Annotated in this window: 18 protein-coding genes and 2 tRNA genes; 12 read left to right on the top strand and 8 right to left on the bottom strand. The window is 67.2% G+C overall.

Annotated features, from left to right (window positions below):
• Positions 1 to 5 precede the first annotated feature (5 nt).
• Genes AB4070_RS12335 through pknB form a run of 5 tightly spaced genes read left to right on the top strand, consistent with a single transcriptional unit; the run spans position 6 to position 7,615 of the window.
• Positions 6 to 1,307 carry a PP2C family protein-serine/threonine phosphatase gene (locus AB4070_RS12335; RefSeq protein WP_441980337.1) on the top strand — a complete coding sequence of 434 codons (1,302 nt, stop codon included), beginning with the start codon at positions 6 to 8 and terminating at the stop codon, positions 1,305 to 1,307.
• Positions 1,304 to 2,689, top strand: coding sequence for an FtsW/RodA/SpoVE family cell cycle protein (locus AB4070_RS12330; RefSeq protein ID WP_282847745.1), 1,386 nt, complete (start codon positions 1,304 to 1,306; stop codon positions 2,687 to 2,689). Before AB4070_RS12335 ends, AB4070_RS12330 begins: the two co-directional genes overlap by 4 nt.
• A gap of 1 nt (position 2,690) precedes the next feature.
• The gene (locus AB4070_RS12325) at positions 2,691 to 4,145 is read left to right on the top strand and encodes a peptidoglycan D,D-transpeptidase FtsI family protein (RefSeq protein ID WP_441980336.1); all 1,455 of its coding nucleotides are present in this window, start codon (positions 2,691 to 2,693) and stop codon (positions 4,143 to 4,145) included.
• A complete protein-coding gene (locus AB4070_RS12320) occupies positions 4,142 to 5,881 on the top strand; it encodes a protein kinase domain-containing protein (protein ID WP_441980335.1) in 1,740 nt (579 codons plus the stop codon). Before AB4070_RS12325 ends, AB4070_RS12320 begins: the two co-directional genes overlap by 4 nt.
• 45 nt (positions 5,882 to 5,926) lie before the next feature.
• Positions 5,927 to 7,615 carry a Stk1 family PASTA domain-containing Ser/Thr kinase gene (pknB, locus tag AB4070_RS12315; protein ID WP_441980334.1) on the top strand — a complete coding sequence of 563 codons (1,689 nt, stop codon included), beginning with the start codon at positions 5,927 to 5,929 and terminating at the stop codon, positions 7,613 to 7,615.
• A gap of 30 nt (positions 7,616 to 7,645) precedes the next feature.
• On the opposite strand, the gene AB4070_RS12310 is transcribed toward pknB, so the two are convergent.
• From AB4070_RS12310 to AB4070_RS12300, 3 genes are read right to left on the bottom strand one after another with little or no spacing between them, the layout of a single operon-like run.
• On the bottom strand, positions 7,646 to 8,278 hold the full coding sequence (locus AB4070_RS12310) for an anthranilate synthase component II (RefSeq protein ID WP_441980333.1): 633 nt from the start codon (positions 8,276 to 8,278) through the stop codon (positions 7,646 to 7,648).
• Complete coding sequence (locus tag AB4070_RS12305; protein WP_441980332.1) at positions 8,275 to 8,430, bottom strand: hypothetical protein; 156 nt, start codon at positions 8,428 to 8,430, stop codon at positions 8,275 to 8,277. Before AB4070_RS12305 ends, AB4070_RS12310 begins: the two co-directional genes overlap by 4 nt.
• Positions 8,431 to 8,458: 28 nt before the next feature.
• Positions 8,459 to 9,253, bottom strand: coding sequence for a class E sortase (locus tag AB4070_RS12300; protein WP_441980331.1), 795 nt, complete (start codon positions 9,251 to 9,253; stop codon positions 8,459 to 8,461).
• 103 nt (positions 9,254 to 9,356) lie between these two features.
• Here AB4070_RS12300 and AB4070_RS12295 point away from each other — a divergent pair, with 103 nt between their 5' ends.
• Positions 9,357 to 9,596 carry a cell division protein CrgA gene (locus tag AB4070_RS12295; RefSeq protein ID WP_045263578.1) on the top strand — a complete coding sequence of 80 codons (240 nt, stop codon included), beginning with the start codon at positions 9,357 to 9,359 and terminating at the stop codon, positions 9,594 to 9,596.
• Between the two features lie 283 nt (positions 9,597 to 9,879).
• On the opposite strand, the gene AB4070_RS12290 is transcribed toward AB4070_RS12295, so the two are convergent.
• Positions 9,880 to 10,770, bottom strand: coding sequence for a rhomboid family intramembrane serine protease (locus AB4070_RS12290; protein ID WP_441980330.1), 891 nt, complete (start codon positions 10,768 to 10,770; stop codon positions 9,880 to 9,882).
• A gap of 21 nt (positions 10,771 to 10,791) precedes the next feature.
• A complete protein-coding gene (locus tag AB4070_RS12285; protein WP_441980329.1) occupies positions 10,792 to 11,349 on the bottom strand; it encodes a peptidylprolyl isomerase in 558 nt (185 codons plus the stop codon).
• A gap of 147 nt (positions 11,350 to 11,496) precedes the next feature.
• On the opposite strand from AB4070_RS12285, the gene AB4070_RS12280 reads away from it, so the two are divergent.
• Positions 11,497 to 12,003 carry a hypothetical protein gene (locus AB4070_RS12280; RefSeq protein WP_046747982.1) on the top strand — a complete coding sequence of 169 codons (507 nt, stop codon included), beginning with the start codon at positions 11,497 to 11,499 and terminating at the stop codon, positions 12,001 to 12,003.
• A gap of 56 nt (positions 12,004 to 12,059) precedes the next feature.
• A complete protein-coding gene (locus tag AB4070_RS12275) occupies positions 12,060 to 12,515 on the top strand; it encodes an aminoacyl-tRNA deacylase (RefSeq protein WP_441980568.1) in 456 nt (151 codons plus the stop codon).
• A gap of 22 nt (positions 12,516 to 12,537) precedes the next feature.
• Here the strand turns inward: AB4070_RS12275 and AB4070_RS12270 are convergent, their stop codons facing one another.
• Complete coding sequence (locus AB4070_RS12270) at positions 12,538 to 12,960, bottom strand: NUDIX hydrolase (protein ID WP_441980328.1); 423 nt, start codon at positions 12,958 to 12,960, stop codon at positions 12,538 to 12,540.
• Positions 12,961 to 13,119: 159 nt separating this feature from the next.
• On the opposite strand from AB4070_RS12270, the gene AB4070_RS12265 reads away from it, so the two are divergent.
• From AB4070_RS12265 to AB4070_RS12250, 4 genes are all read left to right on the top strand, one after another.
• Positions 13,120 to 13,566 (top strand): hypothetical protein, encoded by a 447-nt coding sequence (locus AB4070_RS12265; RefSeq protein ID WP_441980327.1) that lies wholly within the window; start codon positions 13,120 to 13,122, stop codon positions 13,564 to 13,566.
• A 45-nt stretch (positions 13,567 to 13,611) separates the two neighbouring features.
• Complete coding sequence (locus AB4070_RS12260) at positions 13,612 to 14,736, top strand: M24 family metallopeptidase (protein ID WP_441980326.1); 1,125 nt, start codon at positions 13,612 to 13,614, stop codon at positions 14,734 to 14,736.
• A 103-nt stretch (positions 14,737 to 14,839) separates the two neighbouring features.
• On the top strand, positions 14,840 to 15,124 hold the full coding sequence (locus AB4070_RS12255) for an HNH endonuclease (protein ID WP_307723489.1): 285 nt from the start codon (positions 14,840 to 14,842) through the stop codon (positions 15,122 to 15,124).
• Between the two features lie 31 nt (positions 15,125 to 15,155).
• A complete protein-coding gene (locus AB4070_RS12250) occupies positions 15,156 to 15,602 on the top strand; it encodes a GNAT family N-acetyltransferase (protein WP_441980325.1) in 447 nt (148 codons plus the stop codon).
• Positions 15,603 to 15,657: 55 nt separating this feature from the next.
• Here AB4070_RS12250 and AB4070_RS12245 read toward each other — a convergent pair.
• Positions 15,658 to 15,730 (bottom strand) — tRNA-Ala (locus AB4070_RS12245).
• 25 nt (positions 15,731 to 15,755) lie between these two features.
• A tRNA-Ile gene (locus AB4070_RS12240) sits at positions 15,756 to 15,829 on the bottom strand.
• Positions 15,830 to 15,836 lie beyond the last annotated feature (7 nt).

Genomic DNA, 15,836 nt, shown 5'->3' with positions numbered 1-15,836 from the left:
CCGGCATGGTCTTCGAGGGCTCGAGCGTCGCGATCTCCCACACCGGGAAGGTCCGCTCCAACAACCAGGATTCCGGCTACTCCGGAGCGAACCTCTTCGTCGTCGCCGACGGCATGGGCGGTCACGCCGGCGGTGACGTCGCCTCCAGCATCGCGATCCAGCGCCTCGAGCCCCTCGATCAGGCGTATGCGACGACGGAAGACGCGCAGGCCTCGCTGCAGGCGGCGGCGACCACGGCCGCGGGCGACCTCATCCGTGCCGCGAAAGACCGTCCAGAGCTGGCAGGTCTCGGCACCACGCTCAGCGCGATCATCATGGTCGACGAGTACGCCGTCATCGGTCACATCGGCGACTCGCGCATCTACCTCTATCGCGACGATGCCCTGACGCAGATCACCGCCGACCACACCTTCGTGCAGCGCCTCGTCGACTCGGGCCGCATCACCCCGGAGGAGGCGCGCTACCACCCGCGCCGATCCGTGCTGATGCGCGTGCTCAGCGACATGGACTCCGACCCCGAGCTCGACATGTTCGTCATGCACACACAGCCCGGCGACCGGTGGCTGCTGTGCTCCGACGGACTCTCCGGCGTGGTCGACGAGCCTCACATCCTCAAGGCCATGCAGCTCGGTCTCGCACCCGGTCGCACGGCCGACATCCTGCTCAAGCAGGCACTCGACGGCGGCGCGCCCGACAACGTCACGATGGTCCTGGTCGACGTCGGTGGGCAGCACCCGATCCATTCGGGAACCCCCACCATCGTCGGCTCGGCGTCGAACCCCGACGGCGTGTACGTGCCTCCGGTCCGAGCTCCGCGCGGCAACTGGCTGCACCCGGTGCGACAGGCCGCGAACGAACCCAGCCACTTCGAGCCGGCGCCCGAGTACCTCGAGGAGCTCATCGAAGAGGACCGTCGTCGCGCCAAGCGCCGCCGCCTCGGGTGGATCGCCGGCGCTCTGGTGGTGATCGTGATGCTCGGCGTCGCGGCCTTCGCCGCCTACAGCTGGACCCAGACCCGGTACTTCATCGGCGCCGATGAGGACAGCGTCGTGATCTTCCAGGGCGTGCAGCAGAACATCGGTCCGATCACGCTGTCCACGCCGATTCAGGACACCGACATCCTCCTCGCGAACCTGCCGCCGTATCAGCGGGCATCGGTCGAGCGCACCATCACCGCGCGCTCGCTGTCCGATGCGATGGCGATCGTCGACCGGCTCAAGGCTGGTGCCGACGCGAACATGATCGAGACCCCGCTGCCCACTCCGATGCCGACCCCTGTCGACACCCCGGCCGGGGGTGACGGATGAGCACCGACGTCGCCGCCGACACCAGCGTCATCAAGGCCCTCAAGCGCATCCGCATGCCGCAGAGCCAGCGCAACCGCGAGTTCTGGCTGCTGCTCTTCGCGTGTGCGATCAGCGGTGCCGCCCTCACGCTCGTGCAGCTGGGCGCGCTCGGGGTGATCGACCCGATGATCCTGGCGATCGGCGGTGGCCTCGCCGCCCTCGCGTTCGCGCTGCACATCGTGTTGCGCTTCGTGGCGTCGGACGCCGATCCGTTCGTCGTTCCGATCGCGACCCTGCTCACCGGACTCGGCATCGCGATGATCTACCGCATCGACATCGCCTTCAAGAACACCGGCTGGAACGCCTACTCGACCAAGCAGCTCGCGTGGACCGCGATCTCGCTCGCCGGTGCGATCGTGGTCGTCATCCTGCTGCGCAACTACCGGATCCTCTTCCGCTATACCTACATCTTCGGCCTCGCCGGAATCCTGCTCCTGCTGCTGCCCTTCGTCCCCGGATTGCGCATCCCCGACGCGAACGCGGCGGTGTGGGTGTCGCTCGGCGGGGCTTTCGCGTTCCAGCCGGGTGAGCTCGCCAAGATCTGCCTGGCCATCTTCTTCGCCGGATACCTCGTGCGCACCCGCGAGAGCCTGACCTCGGTCGGCAAGCGAGTGCTGGGCATCACCTGGCCGCGGATGCGTGAGCTCGGACCGGTGCTGGTGGTCTGGCTGATCTCGCTCGGGATCATCGTCTTCCAGCGCGACCTCGGAACCGGAACCCTGATCTTCGGGATGTTCGTCGCGATGCTCTACGTCGCGACGGGGAAGACCAGCTGGGTGCTCATCGGCCTGACCCTCGTGGTCGCCGGCGTCGCGCTCGCGACGCAGATCCTCAGCTACGTGCAGGGTCGCTTCATCAACTGGCTCTTCCTCTTCGACGCGAACCAGGTCGACCCCGACGGTGCCGGGTACCAGCCCATGCAAGGGCTCTTCGGCCTCGCCCGCGGCGGCCTGATGGGCACGGGCTGGGGACAGGGACGCCCCGAGGTCACCCCGCTCGCCCACAGCGACTACATCATCACCAGCCTCGGCGAAGAACTCGGGCTGATCGGACTGTTCGCGATCCTGTGCCTCTACATGGTGTTCGTCAGCCGTGGCATGCGCATCGGCCTCGCCGGTCAGGACGACTTCGGCAAGCTGCTCGCCACCGGACTCTCGTTCACGATCGCCCTGCAGGTGTTCATCATGGTCGGCGGTGTCACGCGCCTCATCCCGCTGACCGGTCTGACCACCCCGTTCCTCGCGGCGGGTGGATCCTCCCTCGTGGCCAACTGGCTCATCGTGGCTCTGCTGCTGCGCATCTCCGACGGTGTGCGGCGCCAACCCCGGGTGGTGATCGGCTGACATGACCAAGGAACTCCGTCGCCTCAGCATCATCATGCTGTTCATGTTCATCGCACTGTTCGCCGCGACCAGTTGGATCCAGGTCGTCGAAGCGGATGCACTGGCCCAGAACAGCAACAACAAGCGCACCCGACTCGACAGCTATGAGATCCAGCGCGGTTCGATCATCGTCGACGGCGTCGCGATCGCGAGCTCGGTGCCGAGTGACGACCGCTACCAGTTCCAGCGCACCTACGCTGATGCCCCCATCTGGGAGCCGGTGACGGGATACTTCAACCCGGCTCTGGGCTCGAGCACTGGCATCGAGAAAGCCATGAACGCCGAGCTCTCCGGCACGGGGTCGAATGCCTTCCTCGGCGAGGTCGAGCGCATCCTCTCGGGTCAGCCGCAGCGCGGTTACAGCGTCGAGCTCTCGCTGAACACCGCGGCGCAGCGAGCGGCCTACGACGCCCTCGACGGCCTCAAGGGCGCGGTCGTGGCGATGGATCCGAAGACCGGACGAATCCTGGCCATGGTCTCCACGCCCGGGTTCGACACCAACCTGATGGCCACGCACGATGCCGACGCCGCGAACGCCACCTACGACCAGCTCGTCGCCGACGCGAACAAGCCGCTGTCCAACCGCGCCATCGCCGGTGACCTGAATCCTCCCGGTTCGACGTTCAAGGTCGTGGTCGCCGCTGCGGCCTACGCGAGCGGCAAGTGGACCCCGGAGTCGACGCTGCCCAACCCGGTCGCGTACACCCTTCCCGGGTCGTCCAACCGCGTCTCCAACGCCTGGGGCGGCACCTGCGGCCCCGGGGAGACGGTCACGATCGCCGAGGCGATCCGCCTCAGCTGCAACATCCCCATGGCCGAGCTCGCGGTCGAACTCGGTGACGACACGATCCGCGAGATGGCCGACAAGCTCGGGTTCAACCGATCGTTCGACACGCCGCTCACGTCGACACCCTCCAGCTACCCGCGGGCGCTCGATGACGCACAGACCGCTCTGACCGGCTTCGGCCAGGGAAAGGTCACCGCCACTCCGCTGCAGATGGCCATGGTCTCCGCCGGACTCGCGAACGACGGCGTCGTGATGAATCCCCGGATGGTCGACGCCGTCATCGGCAACGACCTCTCGGTCATCAAGGCGTTCCAGGACAGCGAGTTCGGACGTGCGATGGAGGCCGATGTGGCGAACGACGTGACCGCCGCGATGGTCGCGAGCGTCGCAACGGGAGCGGCCCAGGGTGCAAGAATAGACGGGATCGACGTGGCCGGTAAGACGGGCACCGCAGAGAACGGAAACAGGCCGCATACGTTGTGGTTCACCGGCTTCGCGCCGGCGAACGACCCCGCGGTCGCAGTAGCGGTCGTCGTCGAAGACGGCGGCGGACAGGGACAATCAGGAAGCGGCGACACCATCGCCGCTCCGATTGCGAAGAAGGTCATAGAGGCGGTGCTGGGCAGATGAGGCCGACGCAGGGTGTGTCGTTCGGTGGTCGTTACGAGCTGCAGTCGCGTATCGCGATCGGTGGCATGGGCGAGGTGTGGGAAGCGACGGATCACGTCATCGGACGTACCGTCGCCATCAAGATCCTCAAGGACGAGTACATGGGGGACCCCGGGTTCCTCGAGCGCTTCCGCGCCGAGGCTCGGCACGCCGCACTCGTCAACCATGAGGGCATCGCCAGTGTCTTCGACTACGGCGAGGAGAACGGCAGCGCCTACCTCGTCATGGAGCTCGTGCCCGGCGAGGCTCTCTCGACCGTGCTCGAGCGCGATGGAGCACTCAGCGCCGACAAGACCCTCGACATCGTCGCCCAGACCGCGTCCGCTCTGCAGGCCGCTCACGCCGCAGGTCTCGTGCACCGCGACATCAAGCCGGGAAACCTGCTGATCACGCCCGACGGTCGCGTGAAGATCACCGATTTCGGCATCGCCCGCATCGCCGATCAGGTGCCGCTCACCGCGACCGGACAGGTCATGGGAACGGTGCAGTATCTTTCTCCCGAGCAGGCGTCCGGTCACCCGGCCTCCCCCGCGACCGACACCTACTCGCTCGGCATCGTCGCGTACGAATGCCTGGCGGGTAAGCGTCCGTTCACGGGTGAGTCGCAGGTGGCCATCGCCATGGCGCAGATCAACGAGCAGCCCCCGCCGCTGCCCCCGACCGTGCCGATCCCCGTCCAGAACCTCGTCATGGCGATGATCGCCAAGAAGCCCGCTGATCGTCCCTCGTCTTCGGCGACGGTCGCGCGCGCGGCTCAGGCTCTTCGCCGTGGCGACCTCAACTCCGCGGCCATCGCCGTGCCCGCGATCGCGACCGGCGGCGTCGCCGGCGGGGACGACGCGACACGGATCCTGACGGCATCGGGAGACGACGGCACCACGCGGATCCTTCCCACCACGGCTCAGCTTCCCACCGAGGCTGCGGCCGAGGAGGAGAAGGAGAAGAAGAAGCGCAGCCCCTGGACCTGGCCGCTGATCGCTCTGATCGCGCTGCTGGTGATCGTTCTCGGCGGCACGTTGTGGGCGATGCTGGCGAACCAGGGCGGCGATGCCGATCCCACCGGTTCGCCGAGCAACACGCCGACGCAGACCCAGACGCAGACGACGCCGCCGCCGACCACTCCCACTCCGGAAGTGACACGGGTCGACGTGACAGCCCTGAACCTCAACGGCATGGACTGCGGCGCCGCCACCTCCACTCTCAAGGAGGCGGGCTTCAACAGCGAGATCACCTGCGTCGACGGCGATCCTGCGCCGACCGATGCGGAGGTCGGCAAGGTCTACCGCGTCGCGCCGACCGGCAACGTCGAGACGACGCAGGCCATGACTCTCACCGTCTACGCGGCTCGTGCGGGCATCCCGACGCCGACCGACGCGCCGACGATCACCGGAAACCCGGTCGCGGGTTCGACCGTGACCATCTCCTGGGGCACCGGATTCACGTGCCCGAGCGGAACGACGCTCTCCGGCTACGTCGTGTCGGTGCAGAACGGCAGCTTCGTCTCCGGCGGGCCGAACTTCCAGCCGACGCAGCGCAACACGCAGGTGAAGATCGCCGACGCCGAGGGGCAGCAGCTCATCGTCACGTATCAGGGCATGTGCTCCGGTGGCGATCAGCGCACGTCCGCCGCATCGCCCCCGCTCTCGGTGACGATCACGGCGGCCCCCGGCGAGGGGGACACCGACACCGACGGGTAACCTGTAGTTCAGTTCAGCAAGCGTAGTTTTCCAGGGGGGTCATCCGTGTCCACAGAGCCACGAATCGTCGCGGGCCGGTACCGCGTCGACGAGCTCATCGGGCATGGCGGTATGGCGAAGGTGTACCGCGGGTACGATCTGACGCTCGGTCGAGATGTCGCGATCAAGATCCTCGACGCCGATCTGGCACGGGACACCACCTTCCGCAACCGATTCCGGCTCGAGGCCCAGGCCGCATCGCGGATGTCGCACCCTTCGATCGTCCGCGTGTTCGATGCCGGCGACCCCTCGACGAGCGAGAACGGTTCCGACGAGCCGCCCTACATCGTGATGGAGCTCGTCAAGGGCACCCTCCTCAAGGACATCATCGCGGCGGGACCGGTGCCGGCGGCAGACGCCGTGCGCTATGTCGACGGCATCCTCGAGGCGCTCGACTACTCGCACCGCGCGGGCGTCGTGCACCGTGACATCAAGCCGGGCAACGTGATGGTGACCGACAAGGGTCAGGTCAAGGTGATGGACTTCGGCATCGCCCGGGCCGTCTCCGACTCGTCCTCCACGGTGGCCGAGACGACCCAGATCATCGGCACCGCCGCCTACTTCTCGCCGGAACAGGCGAAGGGCGAACCCGTCGATGCGCGGGCCGACCTCTACTCCACGGGTGTCGTGCTGTACGAGCTGCTCACCGGCCGCCAGCCGTTCCGTGGCGAGTCGCCGGTGGCTGTCGCATACCAGCACGTCAGCGAGACACCGGTCCCTCCGACCGAGGTCAATGAGGACGCTCCTCGGACTCTCGACCCGATCGTGCTGCGCGCACTCGCGAAGGACCCGTACCAGCGGTATCCGGACGCCGCGCACTTCCGCGCCGCCCTGGATTCCGCCATGACCGGCAATGCCCCGACGCGCAAGGAACTCGGAGCACTGACCAGCGAGCTGTACGGCGCGAGCCCGCGGCAGGCGCAGGAGACCGCGCGGTCGCTGCGGCAGCTGAGCGCGGACACCACCATGACCAGGACCCAGTCCGGACCACCGGTCGCCTGGATCTGGGCCGGAGTGGCGCTGCTCGCGGTGCTGCTGGCCTCGGTGCTGTTCTGGGTCGTCACGATCAGCATGCGCCCTCCCGAGGTGTCGAGCACGTCGCGAACGATCCCGAACCTCGTGAACGTGTCGTCAGAGCGCGCGCAGGACGACCTCGCGAACCTCGACCTCTCGTCGAAGATCGTGATCGAGACGAGCTCCGAGGTCTCCGAGGGCAACGTGATCCGCACCGACCCCGAGGCGGGGGTGTCGGTCGAGGAGGGCTCCACGGTCACGCTGTACGTCTCCAAGGGCGAGGAGACGGTCGTGATGCCGAAGATCGAGGGCATGGCACTCGACGACGCCACGAACGCGCTGAAGGCGGCCGGGCTCCAACTCGGAACGGTCATCCAACGCAACGACAAGGCGTTGGCCGCGAACACGGTCATCTCCGCCAGTGAGAAGGCCGATGCCGAACTCGATCCGGGAACCGTCGTCAACCTGGTGGTGGCCAGCGGCACGGTGACGCTCACCGACCTCGCCGGCTGGACCGTCGACGCCGCCACGGCCAACCTCACCGATCTCGGCCTGGTGGCCGTGCCGACGGAGACGGCGGAGTGCCCGGCCACGGAGCCGCCGACCGTGCACTCCATGTCGGTCGCTCCGGGTGATGTCCCGGTCGGCTCGTCCGTCCAGATCTTCTTCTGCACGGGTTGACGCGCGGTGCCGGCGAGCCGGACCGTACCTTCAGCGTGACAGGGGGTGCAGCGTCTCGGCGCGCCCGACCGCTCCGTCGTCGCCGCACAGTTCCAGCCAGTTCGCCAGCAGTCGGTAGCCGCCCTCGGTGAGCACGCTCTCCGGATGGAACTGCACGCCCCACACCGGCAGGTCGCGGTGGGCCAGCGCCATGACCGTCCCCTCCTCTGTCCAGGCCGTCACCATGACCTCGGGCGGCAGGTCGGAGGCCGCGAGCGCGAGTGAGTGATACCGCCCTGCAGCGAACGGCGAGGGGATTCCTGCGAACAGGGGAGAAGCGTCGTGCGTGACCGACGAGACCATCCCGTGCATGAGTTCGGGTGCTGCGGTGACGGGAGTCCCGAAGGCCTCTCCGATCGCCTGGTGTCCGAGACACACACCGAGCGTCGGCATCCGCAGCCGCGTGGCGACGCGCACGGCGTCGATCGACGCTCCAGCATCGGCAGGTGCACCTGGGCCCGGAGAGAGCATCACCGCGTCGTACTCCGGCACCAGCTTCTCGAGCCGGGCGGCATCCGTGGCGTCCGATTCGATCACGGCGGTCTCTGCGCCGAGCTCCTGCAGGTATCCGACCAGGGTGTGCACGAAGCTGTCGTGGTTGTCGACCACGAGCACTCGCGTCATTCGACGTCGACCTCGCCGGGCGCGATGATCGGGCTCACCCAGGGGAACACGTACCAGAACAGTCCGTAGAGCACGGCGACGATGACGATAACGAGGATGAGCACCCGCAGCCACCACGGGCCGGGCAGCAGGCGCCAGAGGGCGGCGTACATCAGGCTTCTCCCTTTCGGACGTCCATGATCACACCGAGGGTGCGGCCGGCGGAGGCGGCGGATCGGTCAGAGCGGACGGCGGACCCTCGGCGCGCGGCTGGAAGCTCTCGAACACCCCGTAGGCGACGATGCGCTCGGCCAGGGAGTACAGCGGAGAGCAGGCCGTGAGCGTGATGTACTGCTCCCCGGTCTGCTGCTCCGGCATCTGCGGCACGTCGGCGAGCACATCGGTCTGGCTGGGCTTCACGTACTCGAGCGTGCGGAAACGGTAGGTGTACCAGCCGTCGGGGGTCTCCACGACGATCGCGTCGTTCAACTGCAGCTTGTCGAGCTGGTTGAAGGGCTTTCCCCACGTCGTCCGGTGCCCGGCCAGCGAGAAGTTGCCGATCTCGCCCGGCATCTTCGAGTTGGTGTAGATCCCGATCCCCTGCTGGTCGAGCGTGCGGGCACGGCTCGTCCCGCCGAAGATCCCGAAGTTGTAGTCCGCGCCGAAACGCGGGATGTGCATCTGTCCGAACCACTGCGCATCGGCCGGGGCCGCGGGCACGGGGGGCACGTATGCCGTGGTTCCGTCGTCTTCCTCGACGACGGGCGGGAGCGCCGGAGGCTCGGCCTGTGCCAGCGCCTGAGACACGGCTGCACCCTCATCGTTCTTCTGGGCGCTGATGATGATGTCGCCGATCCACATCTGCCATGCGACGAAGAGCAGGACGATCACGCCGGCGGTGAGGAGCAGCTCTCCGAGCACGCTCGCGAACGTCGCGCGCGAGCGCGGCCGCTGTCGCCGCGGACGCCGCCCCCCAGGCACGACGGATGCAGTCATGCGGTGATCATATCCGGGAACGCTGAGCGCGTGCCGTGGCCTCTCCGTCTGCGGAGGCATCCTGGCCTCGGCGGAGGACAGGTCTCATGGGTACAATGACGGAATGGCACGTGACCGCAAGACTGAAGAACCCGCCGTCGAGCGCGCCGAAGGCGACGCCGCTCCCAACGCCGTGTGGTTCAAGCCGGTGATGATCGGCTTCATGCTCCTGGGGCTCGTGTGGATCCTTGTCTTCTACATCTCCGGCATGCAGTACCCGATCCCGGGTCTCTCGAACTGGAACCTGGCGATCGGTCTCGGCATCGCGCTGATCGGCTTCCTGATGACCACTCGCTGGCGCTGACGCCTCCACCCTCTTCAAGAAAGGCCCCCTCGCATCGCGAGGGGGCCTTTCTCATACCTGGAGCGAAGCGGACTCACGTGAGGGCGTGCGTGGATATCCGGAGCCGAGCATCGGGAGGGGCCCGCGAAGCGGGAGGGAACCCGCTCTGCGAGCGAAGGAGATCCACGCGCGCCCGCCCACAAGTCCAGCCAGAGCGAAAGTTATCCACAGGTCCATCCACAGCCTGGGGAGAATTACACCGGTGTTATTCACAGGGGTTAACAACCCTGTTAACAACTGGGGATCAGGACAAAAGGATGAGCGGTGGCACGAAGGCGACGACGACGATCAACAGGACGACCACCGCGGACAGCAGAACGATCTGCAGGGTCCGCTGGTCGCGGCGCTTCGTCTTGACCAGAATCAGGGCGACCAGGGCGCCGACGATGGCGCCGCCCAGGTGCGCTTGCCAGGAGATTCCCCCGGCGAAGAAGCCGAAGGCGAAGTTGATGCCGAGGATGACGAGGATCCCCGTCACATTTGCGCCGATGTGGCGTCCGATGATCAGCAGGGACGCCAAGAGTCCGAAGATGGCCCCGGATGCTCCGACGGTCAACGAGCCCGGCGCCAGGATCGCGACCATCACGGAACCGCCGAGCCCGCTGATGAGATACAGCGCGAGGTAGCGGACACGGCCGAGCATGGGCTCGAGGCTCTGCCCCAGCATCCACAGCGCGAGCATGTTCAGCGCGAGGTGGACGAACCCTCCGTGGACGAAGAGCGCCGTCAGCAGACGCCAGGGCTCGAAGGGCAGGCCGAAGAGATTCGGGTACAGATATGGCGCGTAGAAGCCCAGCGCTTGTGCGATCGGGTCATTGAGCCCCGGGATCAGCTGAACCAGGCCGATGAACGACGTGACGGCGAGCAGCGCGTACGTGACGACCGGCTTGCCGCTGCGGGCCATCGCCATGGTCGCGCCGTTGCCGCCCCAGCGCCGGGCCGCCTTCTTCTGGGCGGGGGTGCGGTTCTTCTTATCCGCGTTCATGCACTCGGGACAGATGACGCCGACCGCCGCCTGCGTCTGGCACTCGGGGCAGATGGTGCGCATGCACCGCTGGCAGAGCACGAAGCTCTGCCGATCCGGATGCCGGTAGCAGAAGTTGTCGCGATTGCTCGTGAACTCTGGCGTGGTCATCCGGATCGGCCGCAGCTGTCGTCAGGCCGCGACGATGTCGATCGACTGCAGCACGACGGGCTCGACCGGACGGTCGCCAGGGCCGGTCTGCACGGCACCGATCGCGTCGACGACTGCGCGGGAAGCGTCATCGGCGACCTCGCCGAAGATCGTGTGCTTGCCCTGCAGCCACGGGGTGGGGTCCGTCGTGATGAAGAACTGCGAACCGTTGGTGCCCTCGGGCTTGCCGGTGATGGCGTTGCGACGCAGACCGGCGTTGGCCATCGCGAGGATGTACGGCTTGTTGAAGTCGAGCTCCATGTTGATCTCGTCATCGAAGTTGTAGCCGGGGCCGCCGACGCCCTGTCCGAGAGGATCGCCGCCCTGGATCATGAAGTTCGGGATGATGCGGTGGAAGATGACCTCCTTGTAGAGGGGTCCGTCGCCGGGCTTGCCGGTGGCGGGGTCGGTCCACTCCTGGGTGCCGTCGGCGAGCCCGACGAAGTTCTTGACCGTCTTCGGTGCGTGATCGCCGAAGAGGTTGATGACGATGTCACCGTGGTTGGTGTGCAGGGTTGCGACATGAGAAGCGTGAGCCATGCCTTCATTCTCGCAGAGCTTCCGGTGAGTTGGCCGAGGCCTGTACCCCTGATCAGGTGAAGAAGCAAGGGTCGGGCGATTCCCTCCCGGCTTCCAGCCTGTCGTGGCAAGATGGGGAACCCGTACTCCAATGGACAGGAGAGCATCGTGAGCCTCAGCCGCAAGCGGAAGAAGGAACTGCGTCGTCTTCAGAAGGAAGCGAACCAGCTCTGGGAGAACCAGCAGGTGCTCGTCGGTCACGCCGCCGATGTCGCCCGGGAGGCCGGACGTCAGCTCGGCAGCCTCAATCGTGAGCAGGTCGTCCCGGTCATCCAGGACACGTACAACCGTCGCGTCGCCCCGGTCGTCGACCGCGGCGTCAAGATCGGCAAGCACGTCGTCGACGACAAGGTCGTCCCGATCGTGGGCGGAGTCGTCGGTTCCGCCCTCACCGCGTGGGATGTCGCCAACGCGAAGCGCCACGGTGTGGCCGTCCCGGCACCCCGCGGTGCCTTCGGGAAGAAGCAGAAGTCGGGCCCGGGCCTCGGCTCCGTCATCGCTATCGTCCTCGGCGCGGCCGCGGCCGTCGGCGTTCTCTACGCCGCCTGGCAGGCACTGCGCGCCGACGACGAGCTCTGGGTCGCGGACGACCCGCTCGCCGCACCCGACGCGTGACCCCGTCCGATATCGCCTCCGTCGCCCCGGGTGACGGAGGCGATCGGCATGCGCGGGTGCGAGAAGCGGCCGCAGCCCGCGGTCTCGAGATCGACATCCGTGAGCGTCCGGCGGCAGGCAGCCTGTTCGAGGCAGCCGAGCTCCTCGGCATCCCGCCGTCGGGCATCGTCAAGACACTCGTCGTGAAGCGCTCGGACGACACGTTCCTGTTCGCGCTGATACCGGGTGGACGCTCGATCTCGTGGCCGAAGCTCCGCGCACTGGTCGGAGTGAACAAGCTTCGACTTCCGGAAGCAGAATTGGCTCTCGCGGCGACAGGCTACGAGCGCGGCACCATCGTGCCGATCGGCAGCACCACCGACTGGCCGATCTACGCCGACGAGTCCATCGTCGGTCAGCGCATCGCCATGGGTGCGGGGGCCCACGGATACAGTCTGTTCGTCGACGCGGACGACCTGATCGCCGCCTACGGGGCGACCGTCGCAGACATCTCCGTTCCCGAAGAACGCTGACCCCGGCCGCGAATCGGTCGGTTCAGAGGATCCCGGCCATCCGCATGGCGATGTCGACGAGCCGCACCCGCTGCAGCCCGGCGACCGCCTTCACCGGGAACCACTCGGCCATGTCGGTCGAACCGCCGGTCTCGAAGCGCAGCTTGCCTCCGGTGACCTCGGCCCGGTAGACGATGCGCAGCGTGTGCAGCGGTTCTGCCGCCTTCTGCACCCGACGACCCGCGGGAATCACACGGGAATGGATGCCGAGGAGCTCGCCGACCTTGACCGTGTAGCCGGTCTCCTCGCGGAGCTCTCGACGTACGGCGTCTTCCGGAGACTCACCGGGCTCGAGCCCACCTCCGGGCATCGTCCACGCGACGCGACGCCCCTCCGTCCAGCGCGCCAGCAGCAGCCGTCCGTCGTCATCGGTGACGACCGCGTACGCCGCGACACGCAGGTCCATGGATCACACACTATCCGTCAGCGAAGGCGGTCGATGACCGTGCGTCACGCTCCGGAAAACCGCCGGTCCGCCCCCATCGATCAGGAATCGAGAAGCGCTCGGTCCTCCGGCCTCCGTAATGTGATCTCCACAACGGAGAGCACCCGGAGAGGACTGACCATGGTCGAGAACGAGAAGAACTTCAGCGCCGAAGAACGCGAGGCCATACAGGCTGCCGCGAAGGAAGCGCGCACGCGCCGCTCCAGAGCGAAGAAGTCCCCGGAGGAGCTCCGTGCCGCGGGGGAGGCCGACATCAAGGAGGCGATCGAGAAGCTCACACCCGAAGATCAAGCCCTGGCGAAGAAGCTGCATGACCTGGTCTCCGAGGTCGCCCCCGACCTGGTCCCCCGCACCTACTACGGGATGCCGGCATGGGGTCGCGACGGCAAGGTGCTCTGCTTCTTCCAGCCGGCCAGCAAGTTCAAGGTCCGCTACGGGACGTTCGGGTTCGAACCGATCTCGAACCTCGACGACGGAACCGTGTGGCCGACCGCCTATGCCGTGACCGACCTCACGAAGGCCGACCTCGACTTCCTGGCCGACCGCATCCGACAGGCGATCAGCTGACGACACCCTGGTGCCCCGAGGCCGCTCGGGCAGTACCGTTGAGCCGTGAGCACACTGCCCTTCCCCGCCTCCGTGTACGCCGCCCGCCTCGCCGACGCCGCGACGCTCGCGGCTGACGCGGGAATCGATGCCGTCATCGTGGGCCCCGGACCCGACCTGCAGTACCTGCTGGGCGTGGAGGGCGACACCATCGAGCGGCTCACCGCACTCGTCATCGGTCCAGGACTCACGCCCACGGTGGTGGTGCCGCGGATGGAACTCGCCAAGCTGCGAACCACCGCCGCCGGTGAGATCGGCATCCGCGTCGCGGACTGGGTGGACGGAGAGGATCCCTACGCGCTGGTCGGCGAGGCAGCGGGCGCGGTGGCACGCGTCGGTGTGTCCGACGCCCTCCCCGCCCTGCACGTCATCCCCATCGGTGAGCGCCTGGGTGTGCGCCTCGAGCTCGCCACACCGGTGCTGCGCGAAGGCCGCATGATCAAGGATGCCGAGGAGATCAGAGAGCTGCGCCGGGCCGGAGACGCCATCGACGCGGTGCACCGGCGCGTGCCTGAGTGGCTTCGTGCCGGACGCACCGAACGGGAAGTGGCTGCCGACATCGCCGAGGCCATCGTCGCCGAAGGGCACCGCACGGTGGAGTTCGTGATCGTCGGATCGGGCCCGAACGGTGCGGACCCTCACCACGAGGTCTCGGACCGCGTGATCGAAGAGGGCGACGTGGTCGTGGTCGACATCGGCGGGGCTGTCCCGAGCGGCTACAACTCCGACAGCACCAGGACATACGTGGTCGGAACCCCCGACCCCGCCGCCGCGGAGCGCATCGGAGTGCTGGTGCGCGCGCAGCAGGCTGCGGTCGACGCCGTGCGCCCCGGAGCCACCGCCGCCGAAGTAGATGCCGCAGCGCGAACCGTTCTCGACGAGGCGGGCCTGGGCGAGGCGTTCCTGCACCGCACCGGCCACGGCATCGGAGTCTCGGTGCACGAAGAGCCGTACATCGCCCCGGGCAACGACCTGGTGCTCCGCGAGGGTATGGCCTTCAGCATCGAGCCTGGTATCTACTTCGCCGGCGAATGGGGTGCCCGCATCGAGGACATCGTCGTCGTGACGGCCGAGGGCGGCCAGAGACTGAACGTCGCACCGCACGGGCTGACTTCGGTCGGCTCCGACTGAGACGCACCCGGATATGCAGCGCCGTCGCAAGGTATCGTCCGCCAATGCGTCGCCGGCGACCCGCGCGCGCTACGCCCGCCGTCGACAGAATCGGCTCGCGCGCGTGGACAACGACCTCACCGATGAGCAGTGGTACGCCCTGATGGACGCCTGGGGTGGGTGTGCGTACTGCGGGGGAGACGGTGCCGCTCTGCAGCGCGACTGCATCCAGCCCGTGTCCCGCGGCGGCCGTTACACGCTCGAGAACGTGGTCCCGGCGTGCGCCTCCTGCAATGCGAGCAAGCACAATGACGAGGTCACCGGCTGGCTGCGCCGCAAGAAGCTCGACGAACGGACGTTCCTCGTGCGGCACGCCACGATCCTCCGGGGGCTTCGACCCGCCGAATGAAGCCGGTGCGCGCACTCGCTACTCTCGACTCATGACGACGATCGCTGCGATCACTGCCGAGGACCGCCCCGAATGGGAGGTGCTCTGGAAGGGATACCTGTCCTTCTATGAGACCGACCTCGATGACGCGACCACGGCGGCGACCTTCAGAAGACTCGTCGACCGTGGGTCAGGGATCCGCGGTGCGATCGCCCGCGATGACAACGGCGTCGCGGTCGGCATCGTCCACTGGCTGACGCACGCCGGCACCTGGACGGTCACGGACTACTGCTATCTGGAAGATCTCTTCGTCGCCCCGAACGTGCGTGGCGGCGGCGTCGGCCGGGCTCTGATCGCTCATGTGCGCGCATGGGCGGAGCGGCATGGGTCGTCCAAGCTCTACTGGCTCACGGCGGAGTCGAACACCACGGCGCGGGGCCTCTACGATCGTGTCGCGTCGCGGTCGGGCATGATCCACTATGAGATCGATCTCGACTGAGACGGCGAACGGAAGAAAGAAGCCCCCGGCACCTGCCAGGGGCTTCTTCATCCTGTGGAGCCTAGGAGATTCGAACTCCTGACATCCTGCTTGCAAAGCAGGCGCTCTACCAACTGAGCTAAGGCCCCGTGAGGGATTTCTTGAGTTAAGGAGTGGGGCTACCAGGACTTGAACCTGGGACCTCTTCATTATCAGTGAAGCGCTCTAACCGCCTGAGCTATAGCCCCGTCAACC

This window comes from Microbacterium sp. 2RAF4 (assembly GCF_052115285.1).
Lineage (GTDB): Bacteria > Actinomycetota > Actinomycetes > Actinomycetales > Microbacteriaceae > Microbacterium > Microbacterium oxydans.
Note: the sequence above shows the minus strand (reverse complement) of the source record. Positions and strands in the feature narration are given on the sequence as shown.

Coding starts and splice junctions, on each gene's coding strand:
- AB4070_RS12265 (WP_441980327.1), top strand. CDS start 13,120: ATGGTCGAGAACGAGAAGAACTTCAGCGCCGAAGAACGCGAGGCCATA.
- AB4070_RS12320 (WP_441980335.1), top strand. CDS start 4,142: ATGAGGCCGACGCAGGGTGTGTCGTTCGGTGGTCGTTACGAGCTGCAG.
- AB4070_RS12330 (WP_282847745.1), top strand. CDS start 1,304: ATGAGCACCGACGTCGCCGCCGACACCAGCGTCATCAAGGCCCTCAAG.
- AB4070_RS12250 (WP_441980325.1), top strand. CDS start 15,156: ATGACGACGATCGCTGCGATCACTGCCGAGGACCGCCCCGAATGGGAG.
- AB4070_RS12285 (WP_441980329.1), bottom strand. CDS start 11,349: ATGGCTCACGCTTCTCATGTCGCAACCCTGCACACCAACCACGGTGAC.
- AB4070_RS12305 (WP_441980332.1), bottom strand. CDS start 8,430: ATGTACGCCGCCCTCTGGCGCCTGCTGCCCGGCCCGTGGTGGCTGCGG.
- AB4070_RS12325 (WP_441980336.1), top strand. CDS start 2,691: ATGACCAAGGAACTCCGTCGCCTCAGCATCATCATGCTGTTCATGTTC.
- AB4070_RS12270 (WP_441980328.1), bottom strand. CDS start 12,960: ATGGACCTGCGTGTCGCGGCGTACGCGGTCGTCACCGATGACGACGGA.
- AB4070_RS12290 (WP_441980330.1), bottom strand. CDS start 10,770: ATGACCACGCCAGAGTTCACGAGCAATCGCGACAACTTCTGCTACCGG.
- AB4070_RS12300 (WP_441980331.1), bottom strand. CDS start 9,253: ATGACTGCATCCGTCGTGCCTGGGGGGCGGCGTCCGCGGCGACAGCGG.
- AB4070_RS12310 (WP_441980333.1), bottom strand. CDS start 8,278: ATGACGCGAGTGCTCGTGGTCGACAACCACGACAGCTTCGTGCACACC.
- AB4070_RS12295 (WP_045263578.1), top strand. CDS start 9,357: ATGGCACGTGACCGCAAGACTGAAGAACCCGCCGTCGAGCGCGCCGAA.
- AB4070_RS12335 (WP_441980337.1), top strand. CDS start 6: ATGGTCTTCGAGGGCTCGAGCGTCGCGATCTCCCACACCGGGAAGGTC.